The organism is Pseudomonas azadiae, from assembly GCF_019145355.1.
Taxonomy (GTDB): Bacteria; Pseudomonadota; Gammaproteobacteria; order Pseudomonadales; family Pseudomonadaceae; genus Aquipseudomonas; species Aquipseudomonas azadiae.
Genome location: NZ_JAHSTY010000002.1, coordinates 591,629 through 616,455, shown reverse-complemented (window position 1 = coordinate 616,455; position 24,827 = coordinate 591,629). Strand labels below are relative to the sequence as shown.

The window sequence follows — 24,827 nt, the reverse complement described above, 5'->3', positions numbered from 1 at the left end:
TGTCGGACGCTAAAAAGAATGAACACCCACAATCCCTGTGGGAGCTGGCTTGCCTGCGAAGGCGGTGTGTCTGCCACTGCATCTGTGACTGGCCCACCGCCTTCGCGAGCAAGCCCGCTCCCACAGGGGTCTTGTGTCGGACGCTAAAAAGAATGAACACCCACAATCCCTGTGGGAGCTGGCTTGCCTGCGAAAGCGGTGTGTCTGCCACTGCATCTGTGACTGGCCCACCGCCTTCGCGAGCAAGCCCGCTCCCACAGGGGTCTTGTGTCGGATGCTAAAAACAGTGGACACCCACAATCCCTGTGGGAGCTGGCTTGCCTGCGAAAGCGGTGTGTCTGCCACTGCATCTGTGACTGGCCTACCGCCTTCGCGGGCAAGCCCGCTCCCACAGGGGTCTTGTGTCGGACGCTAAAAAGAATGAACACCCACAATCCCTGTGGGAGCTGGCTTGCCTGCGAAGGCGGTGTGTCTGCCACTGCATCTGTGACTGGCCCACCGCCTTCGCGGGCAAGCCCGCTCCCACAAGTGGTCTTGTGTCGGATGCTAAGAGTGAACACCCACAATCCCTGTGGGAGCTGGCTTGCCTGCGATGCAGGCAACTCGGTGTGTCGGGGACACCGAGTTGATGCAATCGCAGCATGGAGCTTGAGCGTTTAGCCAAGGTCCTCAAAGAGATGTGCAGATATCCCCGGCCTCGGAGTGTTGCGCCAGCAGCCATTGCTGAAAACTGCGCGCCGCTGCGGGTGGGTTGCGGTGCAAGGGCTGCATCAGGTGCAGGCGCCCCTGGCTGTGCAGGGCGTCCGGCAGGGCCATTTGCAGGCGGCCGGCGGCAAACTCGCCGTCCAGCAGGCTCTTCCAGCCGAGCGCCACGCCGTGCCCCATTACCGCCGATTGCATCACCAGTTGATAGCTGTTGGTACGCAGCGCATGGCGCGGGGTGTAGTAGTCGGCGCCGACGCCGGCACACCAGTCGGCCCAGGTCAGCCAGTCGTGGTAGTGGTCTTCCACGATCAGCAACGTGTGGGCGTGAAGCAAATGTTGCACGTCGCGAATCGGGCCGTGGCGCGCCAGGTAGCCGGGGCTGCACACGGTGATGACCTGCTCGCTGGCGAACACCGGCGACAATTCCAGGCCGTGGGGCGCCGGCAGTTCATCCAAGTGATAGAACAGGCCCAGGTCATATTCGCTGACATCCAGATGGCTGGGGCTTTCACTGCACAGCACACGGATATCCAGGTCCGGGTGTTCGTGCTGGAACTGCGGGAGCAAGCCGGCGAGCCAGATAGAGCTGATGGTGGGCGTGCTGGCCAGGGTCAACTGGCGATCGGCGCCGCGACGGCGCAACTCGGCGGACTCTCGGTCGAGTTCGCGCAACAAGCGCTGGATGGTGCGAAAGTAACGCACGCCGGCGGGTGTCAGGCTCAGGCCCTGGGCCAGCCGATAAAACAGCGGGCGCGCCAGGTCTTCTTCCAGGCGTTTGACCTGGCGACTGACCGCGCTCTGGGTCAGGTTCAGTTCATGGGCAGCCTGGGTAAAGCTCAAATGGCGGGCCGCCGCTTCGAAGGTCTGCAGGCAGTTGAGCGGCGGAAGATCGACGTTTCGGCGCGACATGAGCAATTCCATCGGCAAATACGGGCCCGGTTCAGCCAGGCCCGTGGAGATCAACGTGGCAGGCATCCTGCCAGTTGCCGGCTCACAGCGCGACCCTCGCCACACGTTTACTCCATTGCCGACGGTGTTCCAACTGGCCGTTTTCCCAGGCGGTCTGCTCCGCCTCGATGTAGAACCACTGCGCATCGGCGTGCACGCTCAAGCGGCTCTCCACTTCCACGACCCACGCGTCGCGGCCAACAAGGTAATGCCACTCGATATCGGCACGCGTCGACAATGGGTCCCACGGCAAGGTGCGGTATTGCTCGGTGCAACGCTGGTCCACCGACAGGCCATGGTCGGTAAACCGCACCGCACCCAGGTCGTCTTCGATGGTCACGCAGACTTCGCCACTGCCCACGTCTTCGCTCAGCGTGCGTTTCGGCGCGGCGGCGCGCAGCACTTCCAGGTTCACCGGGGTCGCCGATTGGGGCGCTTCGAACGGGCAAGCCACCGCCGCGCCGGTAAACACCGGCAACTGCACGGTTTGCAGGGCCGGCAGCAAGGTCAGCGTGGTCAGCTCGCGGCTTGGCCACAGCAGCGGGAAGCTCGCCGTGCTCAGGGCCAGGCGCAAACGATAGCCGACCGGCAGGCGCATGCCGATGTGGTCGAGGCTTAAGTGCACGTCCATCGGTTCGCCCGGGACGACCGGTGTGACCTGGGAAAAGTCCTCACGAAGCGTGAGATTGAGTACGCCATAGCTGATCTGGGTGACGTGGCCATCCGGCGCCACCGCATTCAGGCGCGCGACCAATTGACCGCAAGCGGTGTCGCTGGCCAGGCGCAGCGTGAGGCGAGCATCGCCCAGCAGCGCCAACGGTTCGGTCAGCGGTTGGGAGTCGAAGCACAGCGAGTGGGCGTCATCGCGACGCTGGTCCGTCGGCCCGTCAGGGCCAAACCAGATGGCGCAGTACTCACCCTGATGCAGGCCGGTGGTCAGCGGCGAGCAGATGCTGCGCGGTGTGCTCAAGACCTGCGCGCCGGCTTCAAGGCCCTGTTCGCCCAGGCTGAAATCGGTCCATTGCACCTGCGGGTCCGGCCAGCCGGCTGTCTGCACCCAGATCCCCGGCCGTTCGGCATAACTGCCCTTCGGCGGCAGAATATCCTGTAGGTAAAAAGTGCAGGATGCGTCATCCATCACCCCGTTATCGAGGCCTTTAAGCCAGTAGTCCCACCAGCGTTTGGCTTCTTGCAGAAAGCCGATGGCCGGATTGGGCACGGCGAAATGCGGGTACTTGTGAATCCACGGCCCGATCATGGCCTTCTTCGGTCCGGGCAGGTTTTGCATCAGGCGCGACACGGTATTGCGGTAGGCATCGCCCCACCCGCCCACGGCATACACCGCCGCCTTGATCTTCGAATAGTCCTCGCACACCGAGCCGTGGCGCCAGTAGTCATCGCGTGTCTGGTGTTGCAGCCAGGTTTCGGCGAGCAGCGGCATGGCTTCCAGGCGTTGGTGCCAGAGGCTTTTCCAGGCGTCGCCGACCAGCAACGGGTCGGGCACCGCAGCGCTGAAGTTGAGCATGGTGGCGGCCCAACCGAAGTTCTCCATCAACAGGTTGCCGCCCTTGTAGTGGATGTCGTCGGCGAAACGGTCGTCGGTGGAGCACAGGGTCATGATCGCCTTCAACGCCTCGGGCTGGCGCGCCGCGACTTGCAGGCTGTTGAAGCCGCCCCAGGAGATGCCCATCATGCCGACATTGCCATCGCACCAGGGTTGGCCGCATAGCCAGTCGATTATTTCGAGGGCGTCATCCTGTTCCTGCGCCAGGTATTCATCGGCCATCAACCCCTCGGATTCGCCGTTGCCGCGCATGTCCACGCGCACACAGACATAACCCTGCCCCGCCATCCACGGGTGGGTCAGTGCATCACGCATGGCGGTGCCGTCACGCTTGCGGTACGGCAGGTATTCCAGGATCGCCGGGAAGGCCTGGGCGCCGGCGACGTCCGGCAGCCAGATGCGGGCGGCCAACTGTGTGCCGTCCTTCAAGGGGATCAGGCAGTGCTCGATTTCACGGACCGTGTAGGCAAACTCGGTAACGATTTCCATCGGTAACTCCAAACGCATTCGGTGCGGACAAACGGCCCCCTCGCGCCGGGAAAAGACGCACAGGGAGACACACAGGCTGTATGGCTTAGCGGGCGAACTCAGCCACGGGGTCGGCACCGGCCAGCTCGGGCTCGGTGGCCGGCGTGGTGCTTTTCACTTCCAGCAGTGCCGGATTTTTCAGCCAGAAGATCAGCGAAGTACTGGCGAGCAGTACCAGGATCATCCCCGGCAACCCGCCGAGATTGGACAGCATCTTCACCCCGTCAACCCCGACAAACGCGACCATCACCCACGACACCGTACCGATGATCAGGCCCCAGATGATCTTCAGCAGCGGGTTGCCGTCGAGATCGGAATCGGCGGTCACGCCTTTGCTGCACAGGTTGGCGATCACATCGGTGCTGGAGTCCGCCGCGGTGACAAACGAGATGAACGCCACAAACAGCAAGAACGCGATCATCAAGCCGCTGGCCGGCAATTGCTGGAACATCTGGTACAGCACGTGCTCCACGCCCTGCTCGTTCAGCACGCGGTTGAGGCTGCCGTCGCCCAGTGCGTCGAAGTACAGGCTGGTGCCGGAGAAGATGCAAATCCACACTGCGGTGAACAGCGCCGGGTAGAGCATGTTGATGTGGATGAATTCACGCACGGTATAACCACGGCCGATCTTGCCCAGGAACAGCGCGCTCACCGGCGCCCAGGCAAACCACACCGACCAGTAGAACACCGTCCAGCTGTGCGGCCAGCTGTCACCACTGGCGGCGCCGGTGAACAGGCTGCGGCTGAAGAAGGTGTCGAGGTACACGCCAAGCGACTCAACGCCGAGGCTGAACATGTACAGGGTCGGCCCGCACAACAGCACGAACAGACCCAGGGCCAGCATGATCCAAGTGTTAAATGACGACAGCATCACAATGCCTTTCTGCAGGCCGCTGGCGGCCGACGCGACAAAGGTGATGACGATGATTGTAATGATGACGGCCAGGCGCAACGGCGTGGTTTCACCGCCGATGTACTGCGCCAGGCCACCGGCCAGGGTCAGCGCGCCAGTGCCCAGCGACGAAGCCATGCCGGCCACCAGGGCGAACATCGCCAGGGTGTCAATCAGCCCGGCGTAGCGCTTGACCCGCGTTGCGCCCAGCAGCGGCTCGAGCATGGCGCCGATGGAGAAGTGGCTGCGCCGGTTGTAGAACACCAGCGCAAACACCAGTGAAGGCACGAGGTAAATGGCATAGGGGGTGATGGTCCAGTGCAGGAACATTGTCGACATGGCAAAGGTTTTCGCTGCCGAACTGCCCGCTTCGATCGGCAGGCTGGTGGGCGGTCCATATAGGTGATAGAGCGGTTCGGCGGTGGTCCAGAACAGCACACCCACAGCCAGCGTAGTGCACAGCGCCACCATGAACCAGCGCCACTTGCTCAACAACGGCTTGGCGTCGGCACCGCCGATACGCACCTTGCCCAGCGCAGAGAAGTAGACGATAGCGGTGAGCACCACCATGGCAAACGAGCCGGCGCTGAACAGCCAGGAAAAGTTCGTGAGGATCAGGGTGTTGAGCTGTTTGCTGACCGCAAGGAAGGCATTCAGATCGATGTAGCTGGCGACCACCGCCGCCAGCAGGATCAGGAACGTTGGCCAGAACACCAACGGACGCAATGGATATTTCATGATGAGCCATTCCCCTTGCAGACTGTTTTTTATGTTGGATGGCGCGCACCGCAGCGTCCTGCTGCCGGTCACTCGCCTGGAAGTCTTCGCGTGGCTATAGATAACCGTTTAAGCGGCCAAAGGTGCAATCAACCAATGTGCATGGGGGTATTCCGCCAGGTCATGACGCACCTGCGCAGTTCAAGGTGAACCGGCAGTGCACAAGGGCGAGGCGCGGAGAGGATACATCGCGCTTATGCACGCCTACGATGAAGTCGTCAGGATCCTGGCCTCGGCTGGGAAGCGATGCCTCACGCCTTACCTGCGTGGTTATGGCCAAACCAAATTTCTGGATGAGCAGACCATGCGTTCTGGAGAGCAGGCGGCACTAGGCGCCGACTTGCTGGCTTTCCTCGACGCCCTGAAGATCGAAAAAGCGGTGCTTGCGGGCTATGACTGGGGTGGAAGAGCGGCCTGTATTGTCGCCGCGCTATGGCCGGAACGGGTAAGCGCTCTGGTCAGCTGTGGCGGCTACAGTATTCAGAATATCGCCGCAGAGCACGCACCGGTTTCACATTCCCCTGAATGCAGTGTTCACTTCCTTCCTCCGTCAGGGCATAGGTATCTCCCCCCTGTAGTGAGCGGGCTTGTCCCGCGCTGGGTGGCGAAGCCGCCCCTATCGGACCGCCGCGGTGTGTCAGGTTAAATTGGGGCGACTTGTTTTGGGGCGGCTTCGCCACCCAGCGCGGGACCAGCCCGCTCACTACACAGTTGATACCCATGCCGTCAGGGGCGTGCCATGCTTGCAGTGCGAGCCCCGATGATATTGGCGTGAGCATGATGATGATCTTCAGACTGCGTGGATCGCGGCCCTGCTGCCCGGCCAGCATGCGGTGCTGGTCGTCAACGGTGCGGGTATCCTGTAAAGGCAATCTTACCTCTGGCCATTTGGAACCCTTATGCAGACTTCACTGGATCATTTGGTCGTCGTGGCGCCGACGCTGGAAGCGGGTGACCGCTTCGTGAGCCAACGACTGGGTGTGGCGCTTCAACAAGGCGGTTGTCATCCGCTTATGGGAACCCACAACAAACTGCTGCGACTGGGCACGAGTTTCTATCTGGAAGTCATCGCTATTGACCCGACGGCCCCGCCTGCAGGGCGGCCTCGCTGGTTTGCCCTGGACGGACTACCCGCCAACGCCTCTCCTCGGCTAGCCCATTGGGTTGCTAAAACCGACACCCTGAAATCGCTTGGACCGATGTTCACAGAAGTGGTCGGCCAGGTACAGCCGATGAGCCGAGGCGAGTTGCGCTGGGATATTACAATTTTGGCGGACGGCGGCCTGCCTTTGGAGGGAGCCGCGCCCAGCCTGATTCAATGGGGACAGCCGGTTCACCCTGCGACGATGCTTGAAGATAGAGCTTGCTCATTGCAGAGGCTCGATATCTTTCATCCCGCGCCGGAGAGGATTAGCCACCTGCTTGATGCCATCCATTTTTCCGGGCCCGTTCGACTTCACAGGTGCGATAGCATTGCGACGTCACGCTTGGTTTCCTGTATCGAAACTCCGGGTGGCCTCAGGCATTTATAGGGACATCGACCTTGCCATGGTATGCCTTGGCGAACGCCACGAATGCATGGATGGATTCCAGGACCCGTAACCTCATCGTAGTGCCGAGCCGCGTTTACATTCCAGGCTTTCACCTAAGCCACGGATCATCTCCATCAATGCCTTCACCCGCAGCGGCAAATTTCCGGCCGGGTACACCGCGTGCATCTGTGGGCTCTCACCGCTGCTGGAGGTGAGCTTGTACTCAGGACAAACCCGGAGCAGGCGCCCCGCTTCCACTTCGGGCTGCGCCATCCAATCCGCCAAGCGGGCGATCCCGACGCCCGCCAGGGCTGCCTGGAATACCGCCAGACCGGAGCTGAAACGAAATTTTGGATGAACCCGAAAGCTGATGGCCTGCTCCTCACTGCGAAAATTCCACTCCTTGAGAATCCGCGGAGCCGTATGCAGAATCAGCGAATGCGACTCCAGTGCCTCGATGGAGTCGGGCATACCGTTGCGCTCCAGGTAGCCGGGGCTGGCATACAAATAACGTGAGTAACTCCAGAGCGCAAAGCCGATCAAGTCGCTGGATTGTGGAAACGCGCCGCGAATCGAGAAGTCCAGCTTGCTCTTGGCCGGGTCGATGATCTCGTCGGTGAAAATCACATCAATGTTAACGTCTGGATAACGCTCGCAGTATTGCGCGATCAACCGGGGCAATACCCCGTGTCCGAGAAACTCGGGGGCGGAAAAACGAATCCAGCCGGAGGCCAGGCCGCTGAGACCGGCCAGGTCTTCATCCACCTCACGTTGCAGGTCGAGCATTTTGTACGCATGGGGCAATAAGCATTCGCCCGCTTCGGTCAAGCTCACGGCATTGGACGAGCGATTGAACAACTTGAGCCCCACACTTTCCTCCAGGGCTTGAACGGCGCGGGTCAGTGCGCTGGGGGAGCGTCCCAGCGTCCGTGCCGCGGCGACGAAGCTGCGCTTGCGAGCCACGGTGGCGAAGGCTTCAAGTTCCGCCAACATATTCAATGCCACTTTCCACCTCATTGCATTTTTCACAACGCGGCATTGCAACACAAAAAAGGCCCTTGCGTTAACCTTCCCGTTACCCACAAGGATGGGGCAAACAGGAGCGCAAGGACGTGTCGAAGCTGGATGAAGTCATCGGGAAAGCCGCAGCGTGTGTTGATGAAGCCAATCATGAATGGCTGGAAAAAAGATCAGTGGCTTCGACCAGACGGGATACACCGCAACTCATCTGTCGCTCGAAGAACAACGCACACTTCAGGCCGGTCTGGCATCGCTGGACGTGACCAATCCGTGATCGCTGGATGTCGCGTGTCTTCGGGGTCAATGATCCGGCACGCGTGGTGCCGCGGGATCCTCATCAACCTATATAGTCAGAGCCTGATCTCGTGGTCGATATTGTCATCCTTTGCGTGTTCGCCTTCGCCGCCGGCCTGATCGATGCGGCGGTGGGCGGCGGTGGGCTGATCCAGATTCCCGCGCTATTCAACGTGCTACCCACCGCTCAACCGGCGGCGCTGCTGGGGACCAATAAGGTCGCAGCCGCCTGCGGCACCGCCTTCGCGGCCCGGTCCTTCGTGCGCAAGGTGGTGATCGATTGGGGGCTTGTGATCCCCGCCGCCTGCGCGGCCTTTGTCATGGCCTTCTTCGGCGCCGCCACGGTGTCGTTCGTACCCCAGTCGATGATCCGGCCGGCGGTGCTGGTCTTGATTGTTCTGATGGCGATCTACACCTTCTGGAAAAAAGATTTCGGCGCCCTGCATAAACCCATGCACATCGGTACCCAGGAAAAACTGCTGGCGATCGTCATCGGCGGCGCTATCGGTTTCTACGATGGTCTGTTCGGTCCCGGTACTGGCAGCTTCCTGATCTTCCTGTTTATCCGCTGCTTCGCCTTCGACTTTCTTCATGCCTCGGCATCGGCAAAGCTGGTGAACATCGCGACCAACGTGGCGGCACTTATATTCTTCATTCCGACGGGTAACGTGCTCTATCTGATCGCAATTCCCATGTCGGCATTCAACATTCTGGGCGCGCTCACGGGCACCTGGCTGGCGGTTCATAAAGGCGTGCCCTTTGTCCGGGCTCTATTCCTGATATTACTGGCGATCCTGATCAGCAAACTGTCCTACGACCTGTTCCTGTAAACCAGAGGAAAACTACATGCATCCCATGTTCGATCGCCTCGTGGCACTACTCGATGCCCGCTCAGCCTCCTACCGGGTGTTGATGCACGATGCCGAGGGCCAGTCGGCGCGCGTCGCCGAAATCCGTGGCACCGAGCCCGGCCAAGGCGCGAAGGCCATGCTTTGCTCCCTCAAGGGTAAGGCCGGACCTTATGCACTGGTGATACTGCCGGGCGATCAGAAGCTGGACATGAAGAAAGTCGGAGCGGCCCTGGGTGGGAAAAAAGCCGAGTTGGTGAAAGCCGAAACCGCCATGGAACTGACCGGGTGCCGGATCGGCGCCATCCCTCCTTTTGTTTTCGATGAGCGGATTCAATTGATCGTCGATCCGGGATTGACCACCGGCTACGCCGAAATAGCCTTCAACGCGGGTCGGCTGGATGCGTCGATGGTGCTCGATACGCAGGATTATCTGGCGATTGCCAGGCCTCGATTGCTGGATATCAGCCAGGCCCAATAGAAAATCGTCCAACTGGCGGGCCACTTGCCATCACTGAAGACTGCGGTGCGAAACGACGTCGCCACCAGGGTGTTCATGATGAACACACTGTTTGCAGACGAAAAAAAACCCGCTCAATGAGCGGGTTTCCTGTGGTACCTGGCGTTCAGCGTTCCAGATAACCGAATATGGCGCAGCGGACGGGACTCGAACCCGCGACCCCCGGCGTGACAGGCCGGTATTCTAACCGACTGAACTACCGCTGCGCGTAACACATCAAGCGAATGGTGGGTGATGACGGGATCGAACCGCCGACCCTCTGCTTGTAAGGCAGATGCTCTCCCAGCTGAGCTAATCACCCTTCACTTTCGGTGTGGGCCGCATCATACAGCAATAATCCGCAATGTCTTGATTTAAATGCAGTTTATTTGAAATATTTTCTCGATTCCTACACAGCCCCTGGAAAACCGGGTTTGGCTCGTGCAAATGCGAGTCTATTGCGTTTAACCCGCGCTTGGCCGCACAATTAAAAACTATTCTCAATAACGCCTGAGCCACGCTTATGTCTGTGGGTGAACCGCCATTCCAAAGGGAGATTGCCCAGCTCTACAGCGAGCATCACGGGTGGCTGCTCACCTGGCTGCGACGCAAGCTGGGCTGCCGACAGAACGCAGCGGACCTGGCGCAGGATACGTTCGCCCGCATCCTGAACGCGCGCGAAGCCGTTGCCGGTATCCGCGAACCGCGGGCGTACCTGAGCACCACGGCCAGGCGCCTGCTCATCGATCAGGCGCGGCGCAGGCAGATTGAACAGGCTTACCTGCAGGAGCTGGCGCTCACCGTGGACGCGCTCGAAGGGTTCCAATCCCCGGAACAGATCCACGCCACCCTCGAAGCCCTGGAACAGATCGCGTTTATCCTGGAAGGCCTGCACGAATACTCGCGCCAGGCATTCGTGCTGTATTACCTCGAAGAAATGACCCAGCAGCAAATCGCCCGACGGCTCAAGTTGTCGGAACGCACCGTGCGCAAATACCTGATCCAGGCGCTCGTGCATTGCGGCCACAGTATGGACACTTGATCAAGCATGTCGCACGCCCACCAACAAATCGAAGAACAAGCCGCCGAATGGCTGCTGCGCCTGCACGAGGGCGAACTGAACGAGGCCCAGCGCCTGGCGTTTGAAGGCTGGAAGCAACAAGGCCCGAATCACGCCGCGGCGGCCGCACGAATGGAAGCCGTCATTTCCCGCATGCAGGCCCTGCGCGGCAAGAACGCACCGGCGCGGGCGGCGTTGAGCGCAGCATTCACCCAGCCCGACAAGCGTCGCCGCAAAAACGTCGTCCGCGCGCTGGCGTTGGCGTGCAGCCTGGCGATTCCAGCGGCGGCCTTGCTGGTCAGCCCTTACCCGCAGCAGTGGATGGCCGATGTGCGCAACGGCCCTGGCCAATGGCAAACCTTGCAACTGGCGGATGGTTCTGTGTTGGCGTTCAACGGCATCAGTTCGGCAAACCTGTACTTCGATGACAAACAGCGCCGCATTGAACTGCTGCAAGGTGAAATACGGGTGGAGGTCGCCCATGACCGCACGCGGCCGTTTGTCGTGCAAACGCCTCAAGGCACGCTGCGTGCGCTGGGCACGCGGTTCGTGGTCAAGCGCCAGGGGGACGTCACCGTATTGAGCATGCTCGAGTCACGCGTGGCCGCGCAAAGCGCCGACGGCCAGCAGACCCTCGAAGTCGACGCCGGCTCGCAGGCCTTGATGCGCTCGAACGCGGTGCGCCTGGCCGGCACTATTGACCCGACGAGCATTGATCAAGCCTGGCGCCGCCATCAGTTGGTGGTGGAGAACCGCCCCTTGCCCGAGGTGCTGGACGAAATCGCCCGGCACCGCGCCGGCCACGTGCAATTTGATCGCCACGCCCTGCAGGGCCTGCGCGTGTCTGCGGTGATTCCGCTGGACGACAGCGACCATGCCTTGCAACTGCTGGCGCAAACATTGCCGATCCAGGTGCAGACCTTTACCCCCTGGTTGATCGTGGTGAGTCCCGAAACACCTGCCAATAAAACACCACCCAATAAATAATTATTCGCATTTGCTTCCGGTTTTTCCGAGGCTGCCCGTCAAGGAAGGTAATTCGACACGTAAAGGACTGCCTTCACCATGCATACCCCTTCCTACCCGCGCGGACGCTTTCGCCTACTTAAAAGCGCGCCACTGTCCCTGGCCATCTTCATCGCCACCAGCCTGAACGTCAGCCTGGCCTGGGCGGATACCGTCAGCGTCGCCGCCCAGACCTACGACATCCCCGCCGGGCCGCTGGGCAGTTCGCTCAACCGCTTTGCGCAGCAGGCGGGTGTGGCGATCGTGTTCCAGTCCCGCGCGCTGGAAGGCCTCGACAGCCCAGGCCTGAAAGGTCATTACGCGCTGCAGGACGGGTTCGACAGGCTGCTGCAAGGCAGCGGCTTCCGTGCGGTGAAAGGCGATCAGGTTTACGCACTGCAACCCGTCCCCGTTGCGGGCAACGGCACCATGGAACTGAGCCCGACCGCCGTCACCGCCAACCAATTGGGGAACGTCACCGAAGACACCGGTTCCTACACGCCCGGCACGATCGCCACGTCCATGCGCCTGGTGTTGACGCCCAAGCAAACCCCGCAGTCGGTGAGCGTGGTCACCCGCCAGCACATGGATGACTTCGGCCTGAACAACGTCGACGACGTGATGCGCCATACCCCGGGCATCACCGTTTCAGCCTTCGACACCGAGCGTACCAACTATTACGCCCGTGGCTTTTCCATCAACAACTTCCAGTACGACGGTATCCCCTCCACGGCGCGCAACGTTGCCTACTCGGCGGGCAATACCTTGAGCGACATGGCGATCTACGACCGTGTCGAAGTGCTCAAGGGCGCCACCGGCTTGCTCACCGGCGCCGGCTCGTTGGGTGCGACGATCAACCTGGTGCGCAAGAAACCTACCGCCGACTTCCAGGGGCACGCAACCCTCGGCGCCGGCTCCTGGGACAACTACCGCAGCGAGCTGGATGTCAGCGGCCCGATGACCGAAAGCGGCAATGTGCGTGGCAGGGCCGTAGCGGCCTACCAGGACAAACATTCGTTCATGGACCACTACTCGCGCCAGAGCCCGACGTACTACGGCATCATGGAGTTCGACCTGTCCCCCGATACGCTGCTCACCGTCGGCGGCGATTATCAGGACACCCTGCCCAAAGGCTCTTCATGGTCGGGCAGTTTCCCGCTGATCAATTCCAACGGCGACCGCAACAGCGTCAAGCGCTCATTCAATAACGCTGCCGACTGGAGCAGTTGGGAACAATACACCCGCACCGTATTTGCCATGCTCGAACACGACCTGGGCAACGGCTGGGTAACCAAGCTGCAACTGGATCACAAAATCAACGGCTACCACGCTCTGATGGGCTCGATCCAGGGCGACCAGCCACAGCCGGACGGCACCGCGCAGCTCACCTCGGGCAAGTACACCGGCGAAACCGTCAGCGACTCCGCCGACCTGTACGTGAGCGGCCCGTTCAGCTTGGGCGGCCGCGAGCACGAGCTGGTGCTGGGCGGCTCCATCAGCGCCTCGGAGTGGAAAGGCAAAGGCTACTGGAACCTCGCCCCCAATAGTGTCGACTTCAACAACTGGCACGGCCACGCCGCAATCCCGGACTGGGGCCGCGCGCAATCACTGACCGATGACACCGTGCGCCAGACCGGCGCCTATGTGACCACCCGCCTGAATCTCGCCGACGACCTCAAGCTGCTATTGGGCGGGCGCGTGGTCAACTACCAGGTCACGGGCTATAACCCCAACTACCGCGAGTCCGGGCGATTCGTGCCGTACATCGGCGCCGTGTACGACTTGAACGACACGTACGCGGTCTACGCCAGCTACACCGATATCTTCATGCCGCAGGAGAACTACAACCGCGACCGCGACAATAAGCTGCTTGAGCCGGATGAAGGCCAGAACTGGGAACTGGGGGTGAAAGCCGATTTCCTCGACGGTCGCGTGAACGCCAGCGCGGCCTACTTTGAAATCCACGAGTCCAACCGCGCCCTCTCGGATGATGAGTACAACAACCAGAAGCCAACCCCGAACAACTACGCCTACAAGAGCAGCAAGGCCGTCACCAAAGGTTATGAGCTGGAGATGTCCGGCGAAATTGCGCCCGGCTGGCAACTCCAGGCCGGCTACACCCACAAGGTCGTACGCGACGACAAGGACGTGAAGATCTCCACCTTCGAGCCTGAAGACCAGGTCAAGCTGTTCACCACTTATAAACTCAAGGGCAACCTGGACAAGCTGACCGTCGGCGGTGGCGTGCGCTGGCAGAGCGTGGGCTGGCAGGACATCTACAACACCCCGCACAAGCAGTACGAAGAATTTTCCCAGGACGCTTACTGGCTGGTGGACCTGATGACCAAGTATCAGGTCACCAAAAACCTGTCGGCGACGCTGAACGTCAACAACCTGTTCGACAAGCACTACTACACTAACATCGGCTTCTATAACTCCGCCGCTTACGGTGAGCCGCGCAACTTCATGGTCACCACCCGCTGGGATTTCTGATTGCCCCATAAAAAACGCCGCCGATCATTGGAAATGATCGGCGGCGTTTTTTGGGTTTTGCAAACCCCAGATAGCAAAAAGCCCGCTCATTGAGCGGGCTTCCTGTGGTGACCTGGCGTTCAGTGTTCCAGGTTACCGAATATGGCGCAGCGGACGGGACTCGAACCCGCGACCCCCGGCGTGACAGGCCGGTATTCTAACCGACTGAACTACCGCTGCGCGTAACACTTGAAGCGAATGGTGGGTGATGACGGGATCGAACCGCCGACCCTCTGCTTGTAAGGCAGATGCTCTCCCAGCTGAGCTAATCACCCTTCGTTTCGGTGTGGCGCGCATTCTACGGAGCGACCCTGGGTCTGGCAAGCACTTTCTTAAATCTTTTTTTTGATAGCTTCCAATGGCTTAGGCAGGGTTGGCCTGGGACGTTATCAAGAGAATAATGCCCCCCTTTGTATAAAGGAGAGACTCACCCCATGTGGTTCAAGAACCTGCTTATCTATCGCCTGACCCAAGATCTGCCTGTTGATGCCGAGGCGTTGGAAGCGGCCATGGCCACCAAACTGGCGCGCCCTTGCGCAAGCCAGGAACTGACCACTTACGGTTTCGTCGCGCCGTTTGGTAAAGGTGAAGACGCGCCGTTGGTACACGTCAGCGGAGACTTTTTGCTGATCGCCGCGCGCAAGGAAGAACGCATCCTGCCGGGCAGCGTCGTACGTGACGCGCTCAAGGAAAAGGTCGAAGAGATCGAGGCCGAGCAGATGCGCAAGGTCTACAAGAAGGAACGCGACCAGATCAAGGATGAAATCATCCAGGCCTTCCTGCCGCGCGCGTTTATCCGTCGCTCGTCGACCTTCGCCGCCATCGCGCCGAAACAGGGCCTGATCCTGGTGAACTCGGCGAGCCCGAAACGCGCCGAAGACTTGCTGTCGACCCTGCGTGAAGTGATCGGCACCCTGCCGGTTCGCCCACTGACGGTGAAAACCGCGCCAACCGCAATCATGACCGACTGGGTCACCACCCAAAAGCCGGCCGATGACTTCTTCGTCCTCGACGAATGCGAGCTGCGCGACACCCACGAAGACGGCGGCATTGTGCGTTGCAAGCGCCAGGACCTGACCGGCGAAGAGATCCAGCTGCACCTGACCACAGGCAAAGTCGTGACCCAACTGTCCCTGGCCTGGCAGGACAAATTGTCCTTCATGCTCGACGACAAGATGACCGTCAAACGCCTGAAGTTCGAAGACCTGCTGCAGGACCAGGCGGAACAGGACGGTGGTGAAGAAGCCCTGGGCCAACTGGATGCGAGCTTTACCCTGATGATGCTGACGTTTGGTGAGTTCCTGCCGGCGTTGGTTGAAGCCCTCGGTGGTGAAGAGACTCCGCAGGGTATCTAGAGGCGACACAGGCCTTATGTGGGCACGGCTTGTGTGGGAGCCGGGCTTGCCCGCGATGCAGGCACCTCGGTCTTGATTTAGATCGAGTTGATGCTATCGCAGGCAAGCCAGCTCCCACACCAGCCAGTTCCCCCATTCGATCGGGGTTCCACTCCCAGCACTCTAAAAAAAGGACATCCCCATGCGCGCACTCGCCGCCTTGAGCCGTTTCGTCGGCAATACCTTCGCCTATTGGGTGTTGATTTTCGCCGTCGTCGCCTTCCTCGAACCCGGCTGGTTCATCGGCCTTAAAAGCGCCATCGTCCCACTGTTGGGCCTGGTGATGTTCGGCATGGGGCTGACCCTCAAGATGGACGACTTCGCCGAGGTCGCCCGCCATCCGTGGCGCGTGGCCCTGGGCGTGGTCGCGCATTTTGTGATCATGCCGGGCGTGGCCTGGTTGCTGTGCCAGGCTTTTCACCTGCCGCCGGAAATTGCCGTCGGCGTGATCCTGGTCGGTTGCTGCCCAAGCGGCACCTCGTCCAACGTGATGACCTGGCTGGCGCGGGGCGACCTGGCGTTGTCGGTGGCCATCGCCGCCGTCACCACCCTCCTCGCGCCGCTGCTCACGCCGGCGCTGATCTGGTTGCTGGCCTCGGCCTGGCTGCCGGTGTCATTCATGGAGTTGTTCTGGTCGATCCTGCAAGTGGTGCTGTTGCCGATCGTGCTGGGCGTACTGGCGCAACGTGTGCTCGGCGAGCGGGTGCGCCATGCGGTGGACGTGTTGCCGCTGGTGTCGGTGGTGAGCATCGTGATCATCGTCGCGGCGGTGGTCGCGGCGAGCCAGGCGAAGATTGCCGAGTCGGGCCTGTTGATCATGGCGGTGGTGATGCTGCACAACAGCTTCGGTTACCTGCTGGGCTATTTCACCGGCCGCGTCTTCAAGTTGCCGTTGGCGCAGCGCAAGTCGCTGGCGCTGGAAGTGGGCATGCAGAACTCAGGGCTGGGCGCCGCGCTGGCCAGTGCGCATTTTTCGCCGCTGGCGGCGGTGCCGAGTGCGTTGTTCAGCGTCTGGCACAATATTTCCGGGGCACTGCTGTCGACCTACTTCCGTCGCATGAGCGAAAAGGAAGACCGTCGCGTCTTGGAGAACACCCCGCAGGCTTGATCGGCCGAGCACTTTTGGGCACTCTACCGGCTTCGCGGGGACGACCCCGCGACGCTCTCAAGCGCCTAATCCGGGGACGACCCCACCTAACGGTAGGAGGTCATCATGTCCTGGATCATTCTGTTTTTTGCGGGTTTGTTTGAAGTCGGCTGGGCCGTTGGCCTGAAGTACACCGACGGTTTCAGCAAGCCATTGCCCACCGTCCTGACAATTGCCGCCATGGCTGTGAGCCTCGGCCTGCTGGGGTTGGCGATGAAAGAGCTGCCCCTGGGCACCGCCTACGCGATCTGGACCGGCGTGGGTGCCGTGGGCACGGTGATCGCCGGGATTATTCTGTTTGGGGAGTCCATGGCGTTGTTCAGGCTGGCCAGTGTGGCGTTGATCATTTGCGGGCTCATTGGTCTCAAGATCAGCACTTAGGCCACTAGCGCCTTCGCAGGCAAGCCAGCTCCCACATTTGACCGTATTCACATGAACAACTCGGTCAAATGTGGGAGCTGGCTTGCCTGCGAAAGGCCGGTAGATCCACCACAAAAACTACCTGACACTCCCCCGCAACCCGCTCACCACCTCCTGCAACCGCGCCGGTGTCGGCCCGTCCACCGGCTCACCCGCCACCAACACCACCCGTGACCAGATCCGACGCAAGAACCCCTTGTTCGGATCGCGACTGAAGAAACTCCCCCACAACCCCTGCAGCGCCATCGGAATCACCGGCACCGCCGTTTCCTCCAGAATGCGCGTCACGCCACCGCGAAACGCGTTCATCTCGCCATCAGCGGTTAACTTGCCTTCCGGGAAGATGCACACCAACTCCCCTTCCTTCAGGTACTGCGCAATCCGCGTGAAGGCCTTTTCGTAGATCTGGATATCTTCATTGCGCCCGGCAATCGGAATTGCCCCGGCGGTGCGAAAGATAAAGTTGAGCACCGGCAAACGGTAGATCTTGTAGTACATGACAAAGCGAATCGGCCGCCGCACCGCGCCGCCAATCAATAGCGCATCAACAAACGAAACGTGATTGCACACCAGCAACGCCGCGCCTTCGTCCGGGATGGCGGCAAGGTTGCGGTGCTCCACGCGGTACATCGAATGGCTGAGCAGCCAGATCATGAAACGCATGGTGAACTCGGGCACGATCCTGAAGATATAGGTGTTGACCGCGATGTTGAGCAGCGACACCACCAGGAACAGCTCGGGGATCGACAGCTTGGCCACGCTCAGCAGCAGGATCGACACGACCGCCGAGACCACCATGAACAAGGCATTGAGAATGTTGTTGGCGGCGATCACGCGTGCACGCTCGTGCTCGGCAGTGCGCGACTGGATCAGCGCATACAGCGGCACAATATAAAAGCCGCCGAACACGCCCAGGCCGAGAATATCAAACAGCACCCACCACGCCTGGCCATAACCGAGCACGGCGAGCCAGTCGTTGGCCTGCACGTTCTGCGGGAAACCGCCGGAGTGCCACCACAGCAACAAGCCGAACACGGTCAGGCCGAACGAGCCGAACGGCACCAGGCCGATTTCGACCTTACGCCCGGAGAGCTTTTCGCAGAGCATCGAACCCAGTGCGATACCCACCGAGAATACGGTGAGGATCAGCGTCACCACGGTTTCGTCGCCGTACAGCCATTCTTTGGCATAGGCCGGGATCTGCGTCAGGTAGATCGCGCCAACGAACCAGAACCACGAGTTCCCGACGATGGACCGCGAAACGGCCGGCGTCTGCCCCAGACCCAGGCGCAACGTGGCCCAGGATTGGCTGAAAATGTTCCAGTTCAAACGCAACCCAGGCGTCGACGCCGCCGCCCGCGGAATACTGCGGCTGGCCAGGTAACCCAGCACCGCCACGGAGACGATCGCCACCGCCACCACCGGCGCGTAATGGGTGGACGACATCATGATCCCGGCGCCAATGGTGCCCGCCAGGATCGCCAGGAACGTGCCCATTTCCACCAGGCCGTTGCCGCCCACCAGCTCATCGTCGTGCAGGGCCTGGGGCATGATCGAGTATTTGACCGGCCCGAACAGCGCCGAATGGGTGCCCATGGCAAACAGCGCCAGCAGCATCAATTCCAGGTGGTTGGTCAGGAAACCGGTGGCGCCCACGGCCATGATCACGATCTCGCCGATCTTGATCGCGCGGATCAAGGCGTCCTTGTTGAATTTCTCGCCAAACTGCCCGGCCAGCGCCGAGAACAGAAAGAACGGCAGGATGAACAGCAACGCGCACAGGTTGACCCAAATGGAGCGGTCGCCCTCGATGCTGAGCTTGTAGAGAATGGCCAGGATCAGCGATTGCTTGAAGATGTTGTCGTTGAACGCGCCCAGCAACTGGGTGATGAAAAACGGCAGGAAGCGCCGTGTGCGCAGCAAGGTGAATTGCGAGGGGTGGCTCATCGTCCGTGTTCCTGGGTGGCCTATTTTTTTGTAAAAGCATTCAGGCCACGACTCTACCTAATCCCGCTTACTTATTCGCTAGTCCCGCAATACACGGAGAAACAAAAAGCTCACCTTTGTACGCGCCCTGCACGGTGCGCGTGGCGACGATCAGCCACATCAGCGCCAACGCTACCACCAGCACACTGCCCAATACGCTGAAGAAGCCCAACTGCAGCAGGTTCGCCAGCTTCAGCGTCGCCAGCGCGTACACCCCCAACGGGAAGGTAAACCCCCACCAGCCCAGGTTGAACGGGATACCGGCGCGCAGATAACGCAGGGTAATCAACACCGCGATGAGCATCCACCAGAGGCCGAAGCCCCACAGCGTAATGCCCGCCACCAGCCCGAGACCGTCGGCCATGTCACCGACACCGGGCAAACCATTGGCCGCGAAGATCGCCGGCGCGTCGCCGCCCAACAGGAGCATGCCCAAGGCACCCGTGCCGATCGGGCCCAAGGCCAGCCAGCTTGAGGCGGCCATATTGGCGTGGGGCAGTTTGTGCAAGGCCATGCGCAGCATCAGGATGGTCAGGATGCTGAACGCCACCGGCAGGGAAAACGCCCACAGCACGTAGCTGGTGACCAACATCACCAGTTGCGCGTGGGCGTCAGCCAGGTGCGGCGCGAGCAAGCCACCGCTGGCGGCGGCCACTTCGGCGGCAACCACCGGCAGCAGCCAGACGGCCGTCATCTGGTCGATGCTGTGTTCCTGGCGCGTGAACATCATGAACGGGATAAGCACGCCGCAAGCCAGCGCCATGGCCACGTCCAGCCACCACAGCGCCTCGGCCAGCGGTATCACGGCGCTGCCCCAGCGCGGCAGGCCGAAAAACAGCAAGCCATTGAGGATAGTCGCAAGGCCCATGGGGATCGTGCCGAAGAACATCGAAACCGTGGAGTGTCCGAAAATTCGCCGCGCCTCTTGGAAGTACATCAGCCAACGGGCCGCGTACAACCCGCTGAACACGACAAACAGGCCGATGGTGAACAACCACAGTCCTTCGGCCACCGCATGCAGGCCGGGCCAATTGACGGGCAGTTGCGCCAGGGCCAGCGCCAGCACGCCGGTGCCCATGGTCGCGGCAAACCAGTTCGGGGTGAACTGGCGAATCACTTCCCGCGGGCGGGTCAGATGACTAAAGGGTCTGTAGCTGAGGGTGGTCGAGCAGGTCATGATGGAAATCCTCTTCCTCGTATGAGGGTGAGGGCATGGTAGAACCTGCTCGAATATCTATATAACGGGTAATATCTCTATCTGTTATCTACTTTGCCTATATGGCGTCAAACGCTGCCTTCGCTTTCAATCACCAGAATACGCGCCGACCCCTGTGGGTGCGCCACATGCTCGGTGCCGATACTGGCATAGAAGATATCTCCAACCTCCAGCTCCGCCACCTGTTCTAAGCCATTATCGCGATAGTGCATGTGCACCCGACCATCCAACACTACGAACACTTCTTCGCCGTCATTGACGTGCCAGCGATACGGCTGATCGGTCCAGTGCAGACGCGTGGTGATGCCGTTCATATTCGCGATGTCCAGCGCTTCCCAGGCACGGCTGCCAGTGAAGTCCTTGCTGCGGATGATCTTCATGCTTGAATCTCGACCAGGCGATAGGGGCACCGATTATACCCATCAGTCCCCCGTCGTCGCCCTGGCCCGCGCCGAATCCTGCAGCAGCAGAGCGATCAGGGCACCGACGGACAACACGATGAGCACCGCGCCGTAGCCATCGGTGGTGGCGATCAGGCCGAAGCTGCGAATCAGGTTACCCGCCAGCAGGGACGGCAAACAGAACGCCAGGTAGCTCAACACATAGAACGCCGACATCAGCCCCGCGCGCTCGTGGGGCAAGGCCAGCGGCACCACGCTGCGCAAGGCACCGAGAAAGCCCGCGCCAAAACCGCTGCCGGCGATCAGGGTGGCGACGAAGAACAGCGGCAGGCTGGCGCTGTGTACGGCCGTGAGGATCAACGTCACCCCTACGGCCAGCAACCCGGCGCCCAGGCGCAACACCTTGTCGGCCGGGCGGTTGCGCAGGCTGAAAATCATCAGCGCCCCGCTCAGCGTGAGCACGGCCACCAGACCGCCACCGATCAAATTGGAGGTGGAGCCCGTCGCCGCCCGTACCAGTGAAGGCGCCAGCGACAAATAAAACCCACCCATTGCCCACACCGCCACATCGACCGGCAAGGCCAGCCATAGTGCCCGGCGCGCTTGCGGCGGTACATGCAGGGTCGGGCGCAAAGAAGCGAGTGCGCCGGGGATGCGACTGACGGTTTCCGCCAGGCGCCATACATACACGGCCTGTAACAGCATCAGCGCGAGCAGCGTCCAGTAGATCAACTGGGTTGGCAGTGGCGCGAACTCCACCAGCAAACTGCTGCCCATCGCCCCGCAGGCCATCCCAAGCAAAGGCGCTACGCTATTGACCAGCGGCCCCTGCTGGCGATCCGTGTCAAGCAAGGCGGCGCCCAACACGGCGGTGGCCATGCCGGTGGCGAATCCCTGCAAGGTCCGCGCGGCAATCAACCAGGCGACGCTGCCTTCATTGATGAACAGCAGCATCGCGAGCATATTCAGGAGCAGTGCGGCAAAAATCACCGGCTTGCGCCCCAGATGGTCCGACAGTGAACCCACGGTCAACAGCGCCACCAACAGGCTCAAGGCGTAGACCCCGAAAACCAGCGTGAGCATGCCCGCCGAAAAATGCAGGCCTTCCTGATACAGGTGGTACAACGGCGTTGGCGCACTGGATGCGGCGAGAAATGTCAGCAGGGTGATCGCGAGGAACACCAGGCTGGAACGATGAGAAACAGGGCTGGACATGGGCACGCTCCGCTAAAGCTAATATTTTGCTTTTGCGGAGTGTGCTACCAGGGAGCGCTTAAAGCAAATTCTTTGTGTTAAGGTTTTACGCATGGCAATTAAAGAAGGCCTTCGCCCGGGGGGCCGCAGTGCCCGGGTCCAGGAATCAGTGCATACCGCCACGCGTGAACTGCTGGAAGCCCATGAGCGCTCCAGTGTCACCGTGCCGATGATTGCGGCGCGCGCAGGGGTTACGCCTTCGACCATTTACCGGCGCTGGGGCGACCTCTCGGCGCTGCTCGCGGACGTGGCCCTGGCACGCATGCGCCCGGACAGCGAGCCCGCCACTACCGGCAGCCTGCGCGGCGACTTGCGGGCCTGGGCCGAGCAGTATCTGGATGAAATGAGTTCGGAGCCGGGGCGCAACATGATGCGTGATGTGCAATGCAGCGTGACGCCGGGGTACTGCGTGAGCATCCTGAGCGCGCAGTTGCAGACGATTGTGGATCGCTATCCGAATGACTTGCCACCCAGCGTGGACCACCTGATCAACCTGTTGGCGGCACCGACGGTGTTTCGCATCCTGTTCTCGACTGCGCCACCGACGGTCGAGGAGCTGCATGGGCTGATCGAACTGGCCCTGAAAAACTAAAGGCCGTACGCCGATCAAACTGTGGGAGCTGGCTTGCCTGCGATGGCCACCGGTATCTATACATTTTTGTAGTGAGCGGGCTTGTCCCGCGCTGGGCTGCGAAGCCGCCCCAATAAAGACACCGCGCAGTTTCAGATAAACGCAATTCGCCTGGTTTGGGGCGGCTTCGCCGCCCAGCGCGGGACAAGCCCGCTCACTACAGGGAGATTGTTCAGCCTTAAAAGTTGTGTAGATACCTATGCTGCGATAGCGGTAGGTCAGCTACATATCTATCGCTGATACACCGCTATCGCAGGCAAGCCTGCTCCCACATTTGTTCTGTGTATATCCAAAAAAAATGGCCTCACTGGGAGGCCATTTTTCAGGGCGTGTCAGCGGTCAGGTACGCATCCCTCGCCCGCTCACCAGCAACTTCGTGCAACCGATATACAACACCACCGTCGCCACCAGCATGAAGGTGATCGCCACGCTGATCTTGATATCCGACACCCCCAGGATGCCGTAGCGGAAGGCGTTGACCATGTGCAGCACCGGGTTGGCCAGCGACACGGTCTGCCAGAACGGCGGCAGCAAGGTGATGGAATAGAACACCCCGCCCAGGTAGGTCAGCGGCGTCAGCACGAAGGTCGGGATGATCGAGATGTCATCGAAGTTGCGCGCGAACACCGCGTTGATAAAGCCCAGCAACGAGAAGATCGTTGCCGTGAGTACCACCACCAGGATGGTGACCCCGAGGTGATGCACCTGCAGGTGGGTGAAGAACAGCGACAGCAGGGTCACGATCACGCCGACCATCAGGCCGCGCAGTACGCCACCCAAGGTATAGCCGATCAGGATGGTGTGCGGCGACACCGGCGACACCATCAGTTCTTCGATGGAGCGCTGGAACTTGCTGCCGAAGAAACTGGAGACCACGTTGCCGTAGGAGTTGGTGATCACCGACATCATGATCAGGCCCGGCACGATGTACTCCATGTAGGTGAAGCCCCCCATGTCGCCGATCTGCCGACCGATCAGGTTACCGAAAATCACAAAGTACAAAACCATGGTGATCGCCGGCGGCAGCAGGGTCTGCGGCCAGATCCGGGTAAAGCGCTTCACTTCGCGATAGACGATGGTTTGCAGCGCGACGAGGTTGGGTTGCAGTTCGGAACTCATACCGCCACCTTCGCCAGATTTTTCTCCACCAGGGACACGAACAACTCCTCAAGGCGATTGGTTTTATTACGCAGGCTCAACACTTCGATGCTCTGGGCCGCCAACTGCGTGAACAGCGCGGTGATGCCCATGGCTTTGTCCACCTGCACTTCCAGGGTGTGGCTGTCGACCAGGCGGCTCGGGTAGCCGAGCAACTGCGGCGGTACCGACAGGTTGTTTTTCAGGTCGAGCAAGAAGGTTTCCACATGCAACTGGCCCAGCAGGTTACGCATGCTGGTGTTCTCGACAATGGTGCCGTGGTCGATGATGCCGATGTTGCGGCACAGCTGCTCAGCCTCTTCCAGGTAGTGAGTGGTGAGGATGATGGTGATGCCCTTCTCGTTCAGCTCGGTGAGAAAGGTCCACATCGAGCGACGCAGCTCGATGTCCACGCCGGCGGTGGGCTCGTCGAGGATCAGCAGGCGCGGCTCGTGTACCAGCGCGCGGGCGATCATCAGACGGCGCTTCATGCCACCGGACAACGAACGCGAAGGCACATCACGCTTGTCCCACAGGCCCAGCTGGGTCAGGTATTGCTCGGCGCGCTCCTTGGCGACTTTCATCGGAATGCCGTAGTAGCCGGCCTGGGTCACGACGATGTCGAAGGTCTTTTCAAACTGGTTGAAATTGAATTCCTGGGGCACCACGCCGATGGAGCGCTTGAGCGCCGCCGGGGATTTGTCCAGGTCATGGCCGAAGATATTCACCGTGCCGCTGGTCTTGTTGACCAGGGTCGAGAGGATACCGATGGTGGTGGATTTGCCGGCGCCGTTGGGCCCGAGCAAGGCGAAGAAATCACCTTCGGCAACGTCCAGATCGATACCACTCAGGGCCTGGAAACCGTTGCCGTAGGTTTTGGTTAGCTGCCGGATGGACAGAGCGGAACTCATATCGGATTACGCACCAAAGAAGGGAATAGAAAGAGTAGATGAGGGCGAACCGCAGGTAGTTCAACCTGCGGTGCATGGCGGGCATGGTGCTTGCCCGCGCGGCACAAGTACAGTCACCTGCATTAA

Annotated in this window: 21 protein-coding genes, 4 tRNA genes and 1 pseudogene; 11 read left to right on the top strand and 15 right to left on the bottom strand. The window is 60.7% G+C overall.

What is annotated here, in order from left to right:
* Positions 1-669 precede the first annotated feature (669 nt).
* The 3 genes from KVG91_RS19255 to KVG91_RS19245 all read right to left on the bottom strand — a co-directional run bounded on the left by KVG91_RS19255 (position 670) and on the right by KVG91_RS19245 (position 5,375).
* Positions 670-1,614 carry a LysR substrate-binding domain-containing protein gene (locus KVG91_RS19255; protein ID WP_169378560.1) on the bottom strand — a complete coding sequence of 315 codons (945 nt, stop codon included), beginning with the start codon at positions 1,612-1,614 and terminating at the stop codon, positions 670-672.
* Positions 1,615-1,696: 82 nt separating this feature from the next.
* Entirely contained in the window at positions 1,697-3,706 is a 2,010-nt protein-coding gene (locus tag KVG91_RS19250) for a CocE/NonD family hydrolase (protein WP_169378561.1), read from the bottom strand.
* An 85-nt stretch (positions 3,707-3,791) separates the two neighbouring features.
* Positions 3,792-5,375 (bottom strand): BCCT family transporter, encoded by a 1,584-nt coding sequence (locus KVG91_RS19245; protein WP_169378562.1) that lies wholly within the window; start codon positions 5,373-5,375, stop codon positions 3,792-3,794.
* A 241-nt stretch (positions 5,376-5,616) separates the two neighbouring features.
* On the opposite strand from KVG91_RS19245, the pseudogene KVG91_RS19240 reads away from it, so the two are divergent.
* Both KVG91_RS19240 and KVG91_RS19235 read left to right on the top strand, forming a co-directional pair.
* Positions 5,617-5,922: pseudogene (locus tag KVG91_RS19240) on the top strand (alpha/beta fold hydrolase); the annotation flags it as partial.
* Positions 5,923-6,313: 391 nt separating this feature from the next.
* On the top strand, positions 6,314-6,946 hold the full coding sequence (locus KVG91_RS19235; RefSeq protein ID WP_169378563.1) for a VOC family protein: 633 nt from the start codon (positions 6,314-6,316) through the stop codon (positions 6,944-6,946).
* A gap of 72 nt (positions 6,947-7,018) precedes the next feature.
* On the opposite strand, the gene KVG91_RS19230 is transcribed toward KVG91_RS19235, so the two are convergent.
* Positions 7,019-7,951 (bottom strand): LysR family transcriptional regulator, encoded by a 933-nt coding sequence (locus tag KVG91_RS19230; RefSeq protein ID WP_169378564.1) that lies wholly within the window; start codon positions 7,949-7,951, stop codon positions 7,019-7,021.
* A gap of 380 nt (positions 7,952-8,331) precedes the next feature.
* Between KVG91_RS19230 and KVG91_RS19225 the strand changes: the two genes are divergently transcribed.
* Complete coding sequence (locus KVG91_RS19225) at positions 8,332-9,090, top strand: sulfite exporter TauE/SafE family protein (protein ID WP_169378565.1); 759 nt, start codon at positions 8,332-8,334, stop codon at positions 9,088-9,090.
* A 16-nt stretch (positions 9,091-9,106) separates the two neighbouring features.
* Positions 9,107-9,589 carry a YbaK/prolyl-tRNA synthetase associated domain-containing protein gene (locus tag KVG91_RS19220; RefSeq protein ID WP_169378566.1) on the top strand — a complete coding sequence of 161 codons (483 nt, stop codon included), beginning with the start codon at positions 9,107-9,109 and terminating at the stop codon, positions 9,587-9,589.
* On the opposite strand, the gene KVG91_RS28045 is transcribed toward KVG91_RS19220, so the two are convergent.
* The 3 genes from KVG91_RS28045 to KVG91_RS19205 form a co-directional block, all read right to left on the bottom strand.
* Complete coding sequence (locus KVG91_RS28045; protein ID WP_217894925.1) at positions 9,538-9,666, bottom strand: BCCT family transporter; 129 nt, start codon at positions 9,664-9,666, stop codon at positions 9,538-9,540. The two genes, KVG91_RS19220 and KVG91_RS28045, sit on opposite strands and share 52 nt — an antisense overlap.
* 91 nt (positions 9,667-9,757) lie before the next feature.
* Positions 9,758-9,834 (bottom strand) — tRNA-Asp (locus KVG91_RS19210).
* Positions 9,835-9,853: 19 nt separating this feature from the next.
* Positions 9,854-9,929 (bottom strand) — tRNA-Val (locus KVG91_RS19205).
* Between the two features lie 201 nt (positions 9,930-10,130).
* Here KVG91_RS19205 and KVG91_RS19200 point away from each other — a divergent pair.
* From KVG91_RS19200 to KVG91_RS19190, 3 genes are all read left to right on the top strand, one after another.
* Complete coding sequence (locus KVG91_RS19200) at positions 10,131-10,649, top strand: sigma-70 family RNA polymerase sigma factor (protein WP_076954782.1); 519 nt, start codon at positions 10,131-10,133, stop codon at positions 10,647-10,649.
* A 6-nt stretch (positions 10,650-10,655) separates the two neighbouring features.
* Positions 10,656-11,654: a FecR family protein gene (locus tag KVG91_RS19195; protein WP_169378567.1), complete on the top strand. Its 999-nt coding sequence runs from the start codon at positions 10,656-10,658 to the stop codon at positions 11,652-11,654.
* Between the two features lie 78 nt (positions 11,655-11,732).
* The gene (locus KVG91_RS19190; protein ID WP_169378568.1) at positions 11,733-14,165 is read left to right on the top strand and encodes a TonB-dependent siderophore receptor; all 2,433 of its coding nucleotides are present in this window, start codon (positions 11,733-11,735) and stop codon (positions 14,163-14,165) included.
* Between the two features lie 142 nt (positions 14,166-14,307).
* Here the strand turns inward: KVG91_RS19190 and KVG91_RS19185 are convergent.
* Positions 14,308-14,384, bottom strand: a tRNA-Asp gene (locus KVG91_RS19185).
* A gap of 19 nt (positions 14,385-14,403) precedes the next feature.
* Positions 14,404-14,479: transfer RNA gene (locus KVG91_RS19180), tRNA-Val, on the bottom strand.
* A gap of 159 nt (positions 14,480-14,638) precedes the next feature.
* On the opposite strand from KVG91_RS19180, the gene rdgC reads away from it, so the two are divergent.
* The 3 genes from rdgC to sugE all read left to right on the top strand — a co-directional run bounded on the left by rdgC (position 14,639) and on the right by sugE (position 17,126).
* The gene (gene rdgC / locus KVG91_RS19175) at positions 14,639-15,559 is read left to right on the top strand and encodes a recombination-associated protein RdgC (RefSeq protein ID WP_076954793.1); all 921 of its coding nucleotides are present in this window, start codon (positions 14,639-14,641) and stop codon (positions 15,557-15,559) included.
* A gap of 181 nt (positions 15,560-15,740) precedes the next feature.
* Entirely contained in the window at positions 15,741-16,706 is a 966-nt protein-coding gene (locus tag KVG91_RS19170; protein WP_169375187.1) for a bile acid:sodium symporter family protein, read from the top strand.
* Positions 16,707-16,811: 105 nt separating this feature from the next.
* On the top strand, positions 16,812-17,126 hold the full coding sequence (gene sugE / locus KVG91_RS19165; RefSeq protein ID WP_054897869.1) for a quaternary ammonium compound efflux SMR transporter SugE: 315 nt from the start codon (positions 16,812-16,814) through the stop codon (positions 17,124-17,126).
* Positions 17,127-17,243: 117 nt separating this feature from the next.
* On the opposite strand, the gene KVG91_RS19160 is transcribed toward sugE, so the two are convergent.
* The 4 genes from KVG91_RS19160 to KVG91_RS19145 form a co-directional block, all read right to left on the bottom strand.
* Positions 17,244-19,112, bottom strand: a complete 1,869-nt coding sequence (locus tag KVG91_RS19160; RefSeq protein WP_169375188.1) for an MFS transporter — start codon at positions 19,110-19,112, stop codon at positions 17,244-17,246.
* Between the two features lie 67 nt (positions 19,113-19,179).
* Entirely contained in the window at positions 19,180-20,328 is a 1,149-nt protein-coding gene (locus KVG91_RS19155; protein WP_169375189.1) for a TDT family transporter, read from the bottom strand.
* A gap of 107 nt (positions 20,329-20,435) precedes the next feature.
* On the bottom strand, positions 20,436-20,747 hold the full coding sequence (locus tag KVG91_RS19150) for a cupin domain-containing protein (protein WP_169375190.1): 312 nt from the start codon (positions 20,745-20,747) through the stop codon (positions 20,436-20,438).
* A 42-nt stretch (positions 20,748-20,789) separates the two neighbouring features.
* Positions 20,790-21,983, bottom strand: coding sequence for an MFS transporter (locus KVG91_RS19145; protein ID WP_217894924.1), 1,194 nt, complete (start codon positions 21,981-21,983; stop codon positions 20,790-20,792).
* 91 nt (positions 21,984-22,074) lie between these two features.
* Here KVG91_RS19145 and KVG91_RS19140 point away from each other — a divergent pair, with 91 nt between their 5' ends.
* Entirely contained in the window at positions 22,075-22,614 is a 540-nt protein-coding gene (locus KVG91_RS19140) for a TetR/AcrR family transcriptional regulator (RefSeq protein ID WP_169376511.1), read from the top strand.
* 378 nt (positions 22,615-22,992) lie between these two features.
* Here the strand turns inward: KVG91_RS19140 and KVG91_RS19135 are convergent, their stop codons facing one another.
* Positions 22,993-23,772 carry an ABC transporter permease gene (locus KVG91_RS19135; protein ID WP_076954801.1) on the bottom strand — a complete coding sequence of 260 codons (780 nt, stop codon included), beginning with the start codon at positions 23,770-23,772 and terminating at the stop codon, positions 22,993-22,995.
* Positions 23,769-24,701: an ABC transporter ATP-binding protein gene (locus tag KVG91_RS19130; RefSeq protein ID WP_169376512.1), complete on the bottom strand. Its 933-nt coding sequence runs from the start codon at positions 24,699-24,701 to the stop codon at positions 23,769-23,771. Before KVG91_RS19130 ends, KVG91_RS19135 begins: the two co-directional genes overlap by 4 nt.
* Between the last annotated feature and the right edge of the window lie 126 nt (positions 24,702-24,827).

What these genes read in the sequence shown, in the direction of transcription:
- KVG91_RS19190 (WP_169378568.1), top strand. Translation starts at nt 11,733, where the DNA reads ATGCATACCCCTTCCTACCCGCGCGGACGCTTTCGCCTACTTAAAAGC.
- KVG91_RS19130 (WP_169376512.1), bottom strand. Translation starts at nt 24,701, where the DNA reads ATGAGTTCCGCTCTGTCCATCCGGCAGCTAACCAAAACCTACGGCAAC.
- KVG91_RS19145 (WP_217894924.1), bottom strand. Translation starts at nt 21,983, where the DNA reads ATGTCCAGCCCTGTTTCTCATCGTTCCAGCCTGGTGTTCCTCGCGATC.
- KVG91_RS19200 (WP_076954782.1), top strand. Translation starts at nt 10,131, where the DNA reads ATGTCTGTGGGTGAACCGCCATTCCAAAGGGAGATTGCCCAGCTCTAC.
- KVG91_RS19195 (WP_169378567.1), top strand. Translation starts at nt 10,656, where the DNA reads ATGTCGCACGCCCACCAACAAATCGAAGAACAAGCCGCCGAATGGCTG.
- KVG91_RS19155 (WP_169375189.1), bottom strand. Translation starts at nt 20,328, where the DNA reads ATGACCTGCTCGACCACCCTCAGCTACAGACCCTTTAGTCATCTGACC.
- KVG91_RS19150 (WP_169375190.1), bottom strand. Translation starts at nt 20,747, where the DNA reads ATGAAGATCATCCGCAGCAAGGACTTCACTGGCAGCCGTGCCTGGGAA.
- rdgC (WP_076954793.1), top strand. Translation starts at nt 14,639, where the DNA reads ATGTGGTTCAAGAACCTGCTTATCTATCGCCTGACCCAAGATCTGCCT.
- KVG91_RS19140 (WP_169376511.1), top strand. Translation starts at nt 22,075, where the DNA reads ATGGCAATTAAAGAAGGCCTTCGCCCGGGGGGCCGCAGTGCCCGGGTC.
- KVG91_RS19245 (WP_169378562.1), bottom strand. Translation starts at nt 5,375, where the DNA reads ATGAAATATCCATTGCGTCCGTTGGTGTTCTGGCCAACGTTCCTGATC.
- KVG91_RS19235 (WP_169378563.1), top strand. Translation starts at nt 6,314, where the DNA reads ATGCAGACTTCACTGGATCATTTGGTCGTCGTGGCGCCGACGCTGGAA.
- KVG91_RS19255 (WP_169378560.1), bottom strand. Translation starts at nt 1,614, where the DNA reads ATGTCGCGCCGAAACGTCGATCTTCCGCCGCTCAACTGCCTGCAGACC.
- KVG91_RS19160 (WP_169375188.1), bottom strand. Translation starts at nt 19,112, where the DNA reads ATGAGCCACCCCTCGCAATTCACCTTGCTGCGCACACGGCGCTTCCTG.
- KVG91_RS28045 (WP_217894925.1), bottom strand. Translation starts at nt 9,666, where the DNA reads ATGAACACCCTGGTGGCGACGTCGTTTCGCACCGCAGTCTTCAGTGAT.
- KVG91_RS19220 (WP_169378566.1), top strand. Translation starts at nt 9,107, where the DNA reads ATGCATCCCATGTTCGATCGCCTCGTGGCACTACTCGATGCCCGCTCA.
- sugE (WP_054897869.1), top strand. Translation starts at nt 16,812, where the DNA reads ATGTCCTGGATCATTCTGTTTTTTGCGGGTTTGTTTGAAGTCGGCTGG.
- KVG91_RS19250 (WP_169378561.1), bottom strand. Translation starts at nt 3,706, where the DNA reads ATGGAAATCGTTACCGAGTTTGCCTACACGGTCCGTGAAATCGAGCAC.
- KVG91_RS19170 (WP_169375187.1), top strand. Translation starts at nt 15,741, where the DNA reads ATGCGCGCACTCGCCGCCTTGAGCCGTTTCGTCGGCAATACCTTCGCC.
- KVG91_RS19135 (WP_076954801.1), bottom strand. Translation starts at nt 23,772, where the DNA reads ATGAGTTCCGAACTGCAACCCAACCTCGTCGCGCTGCAAACCATCGTC.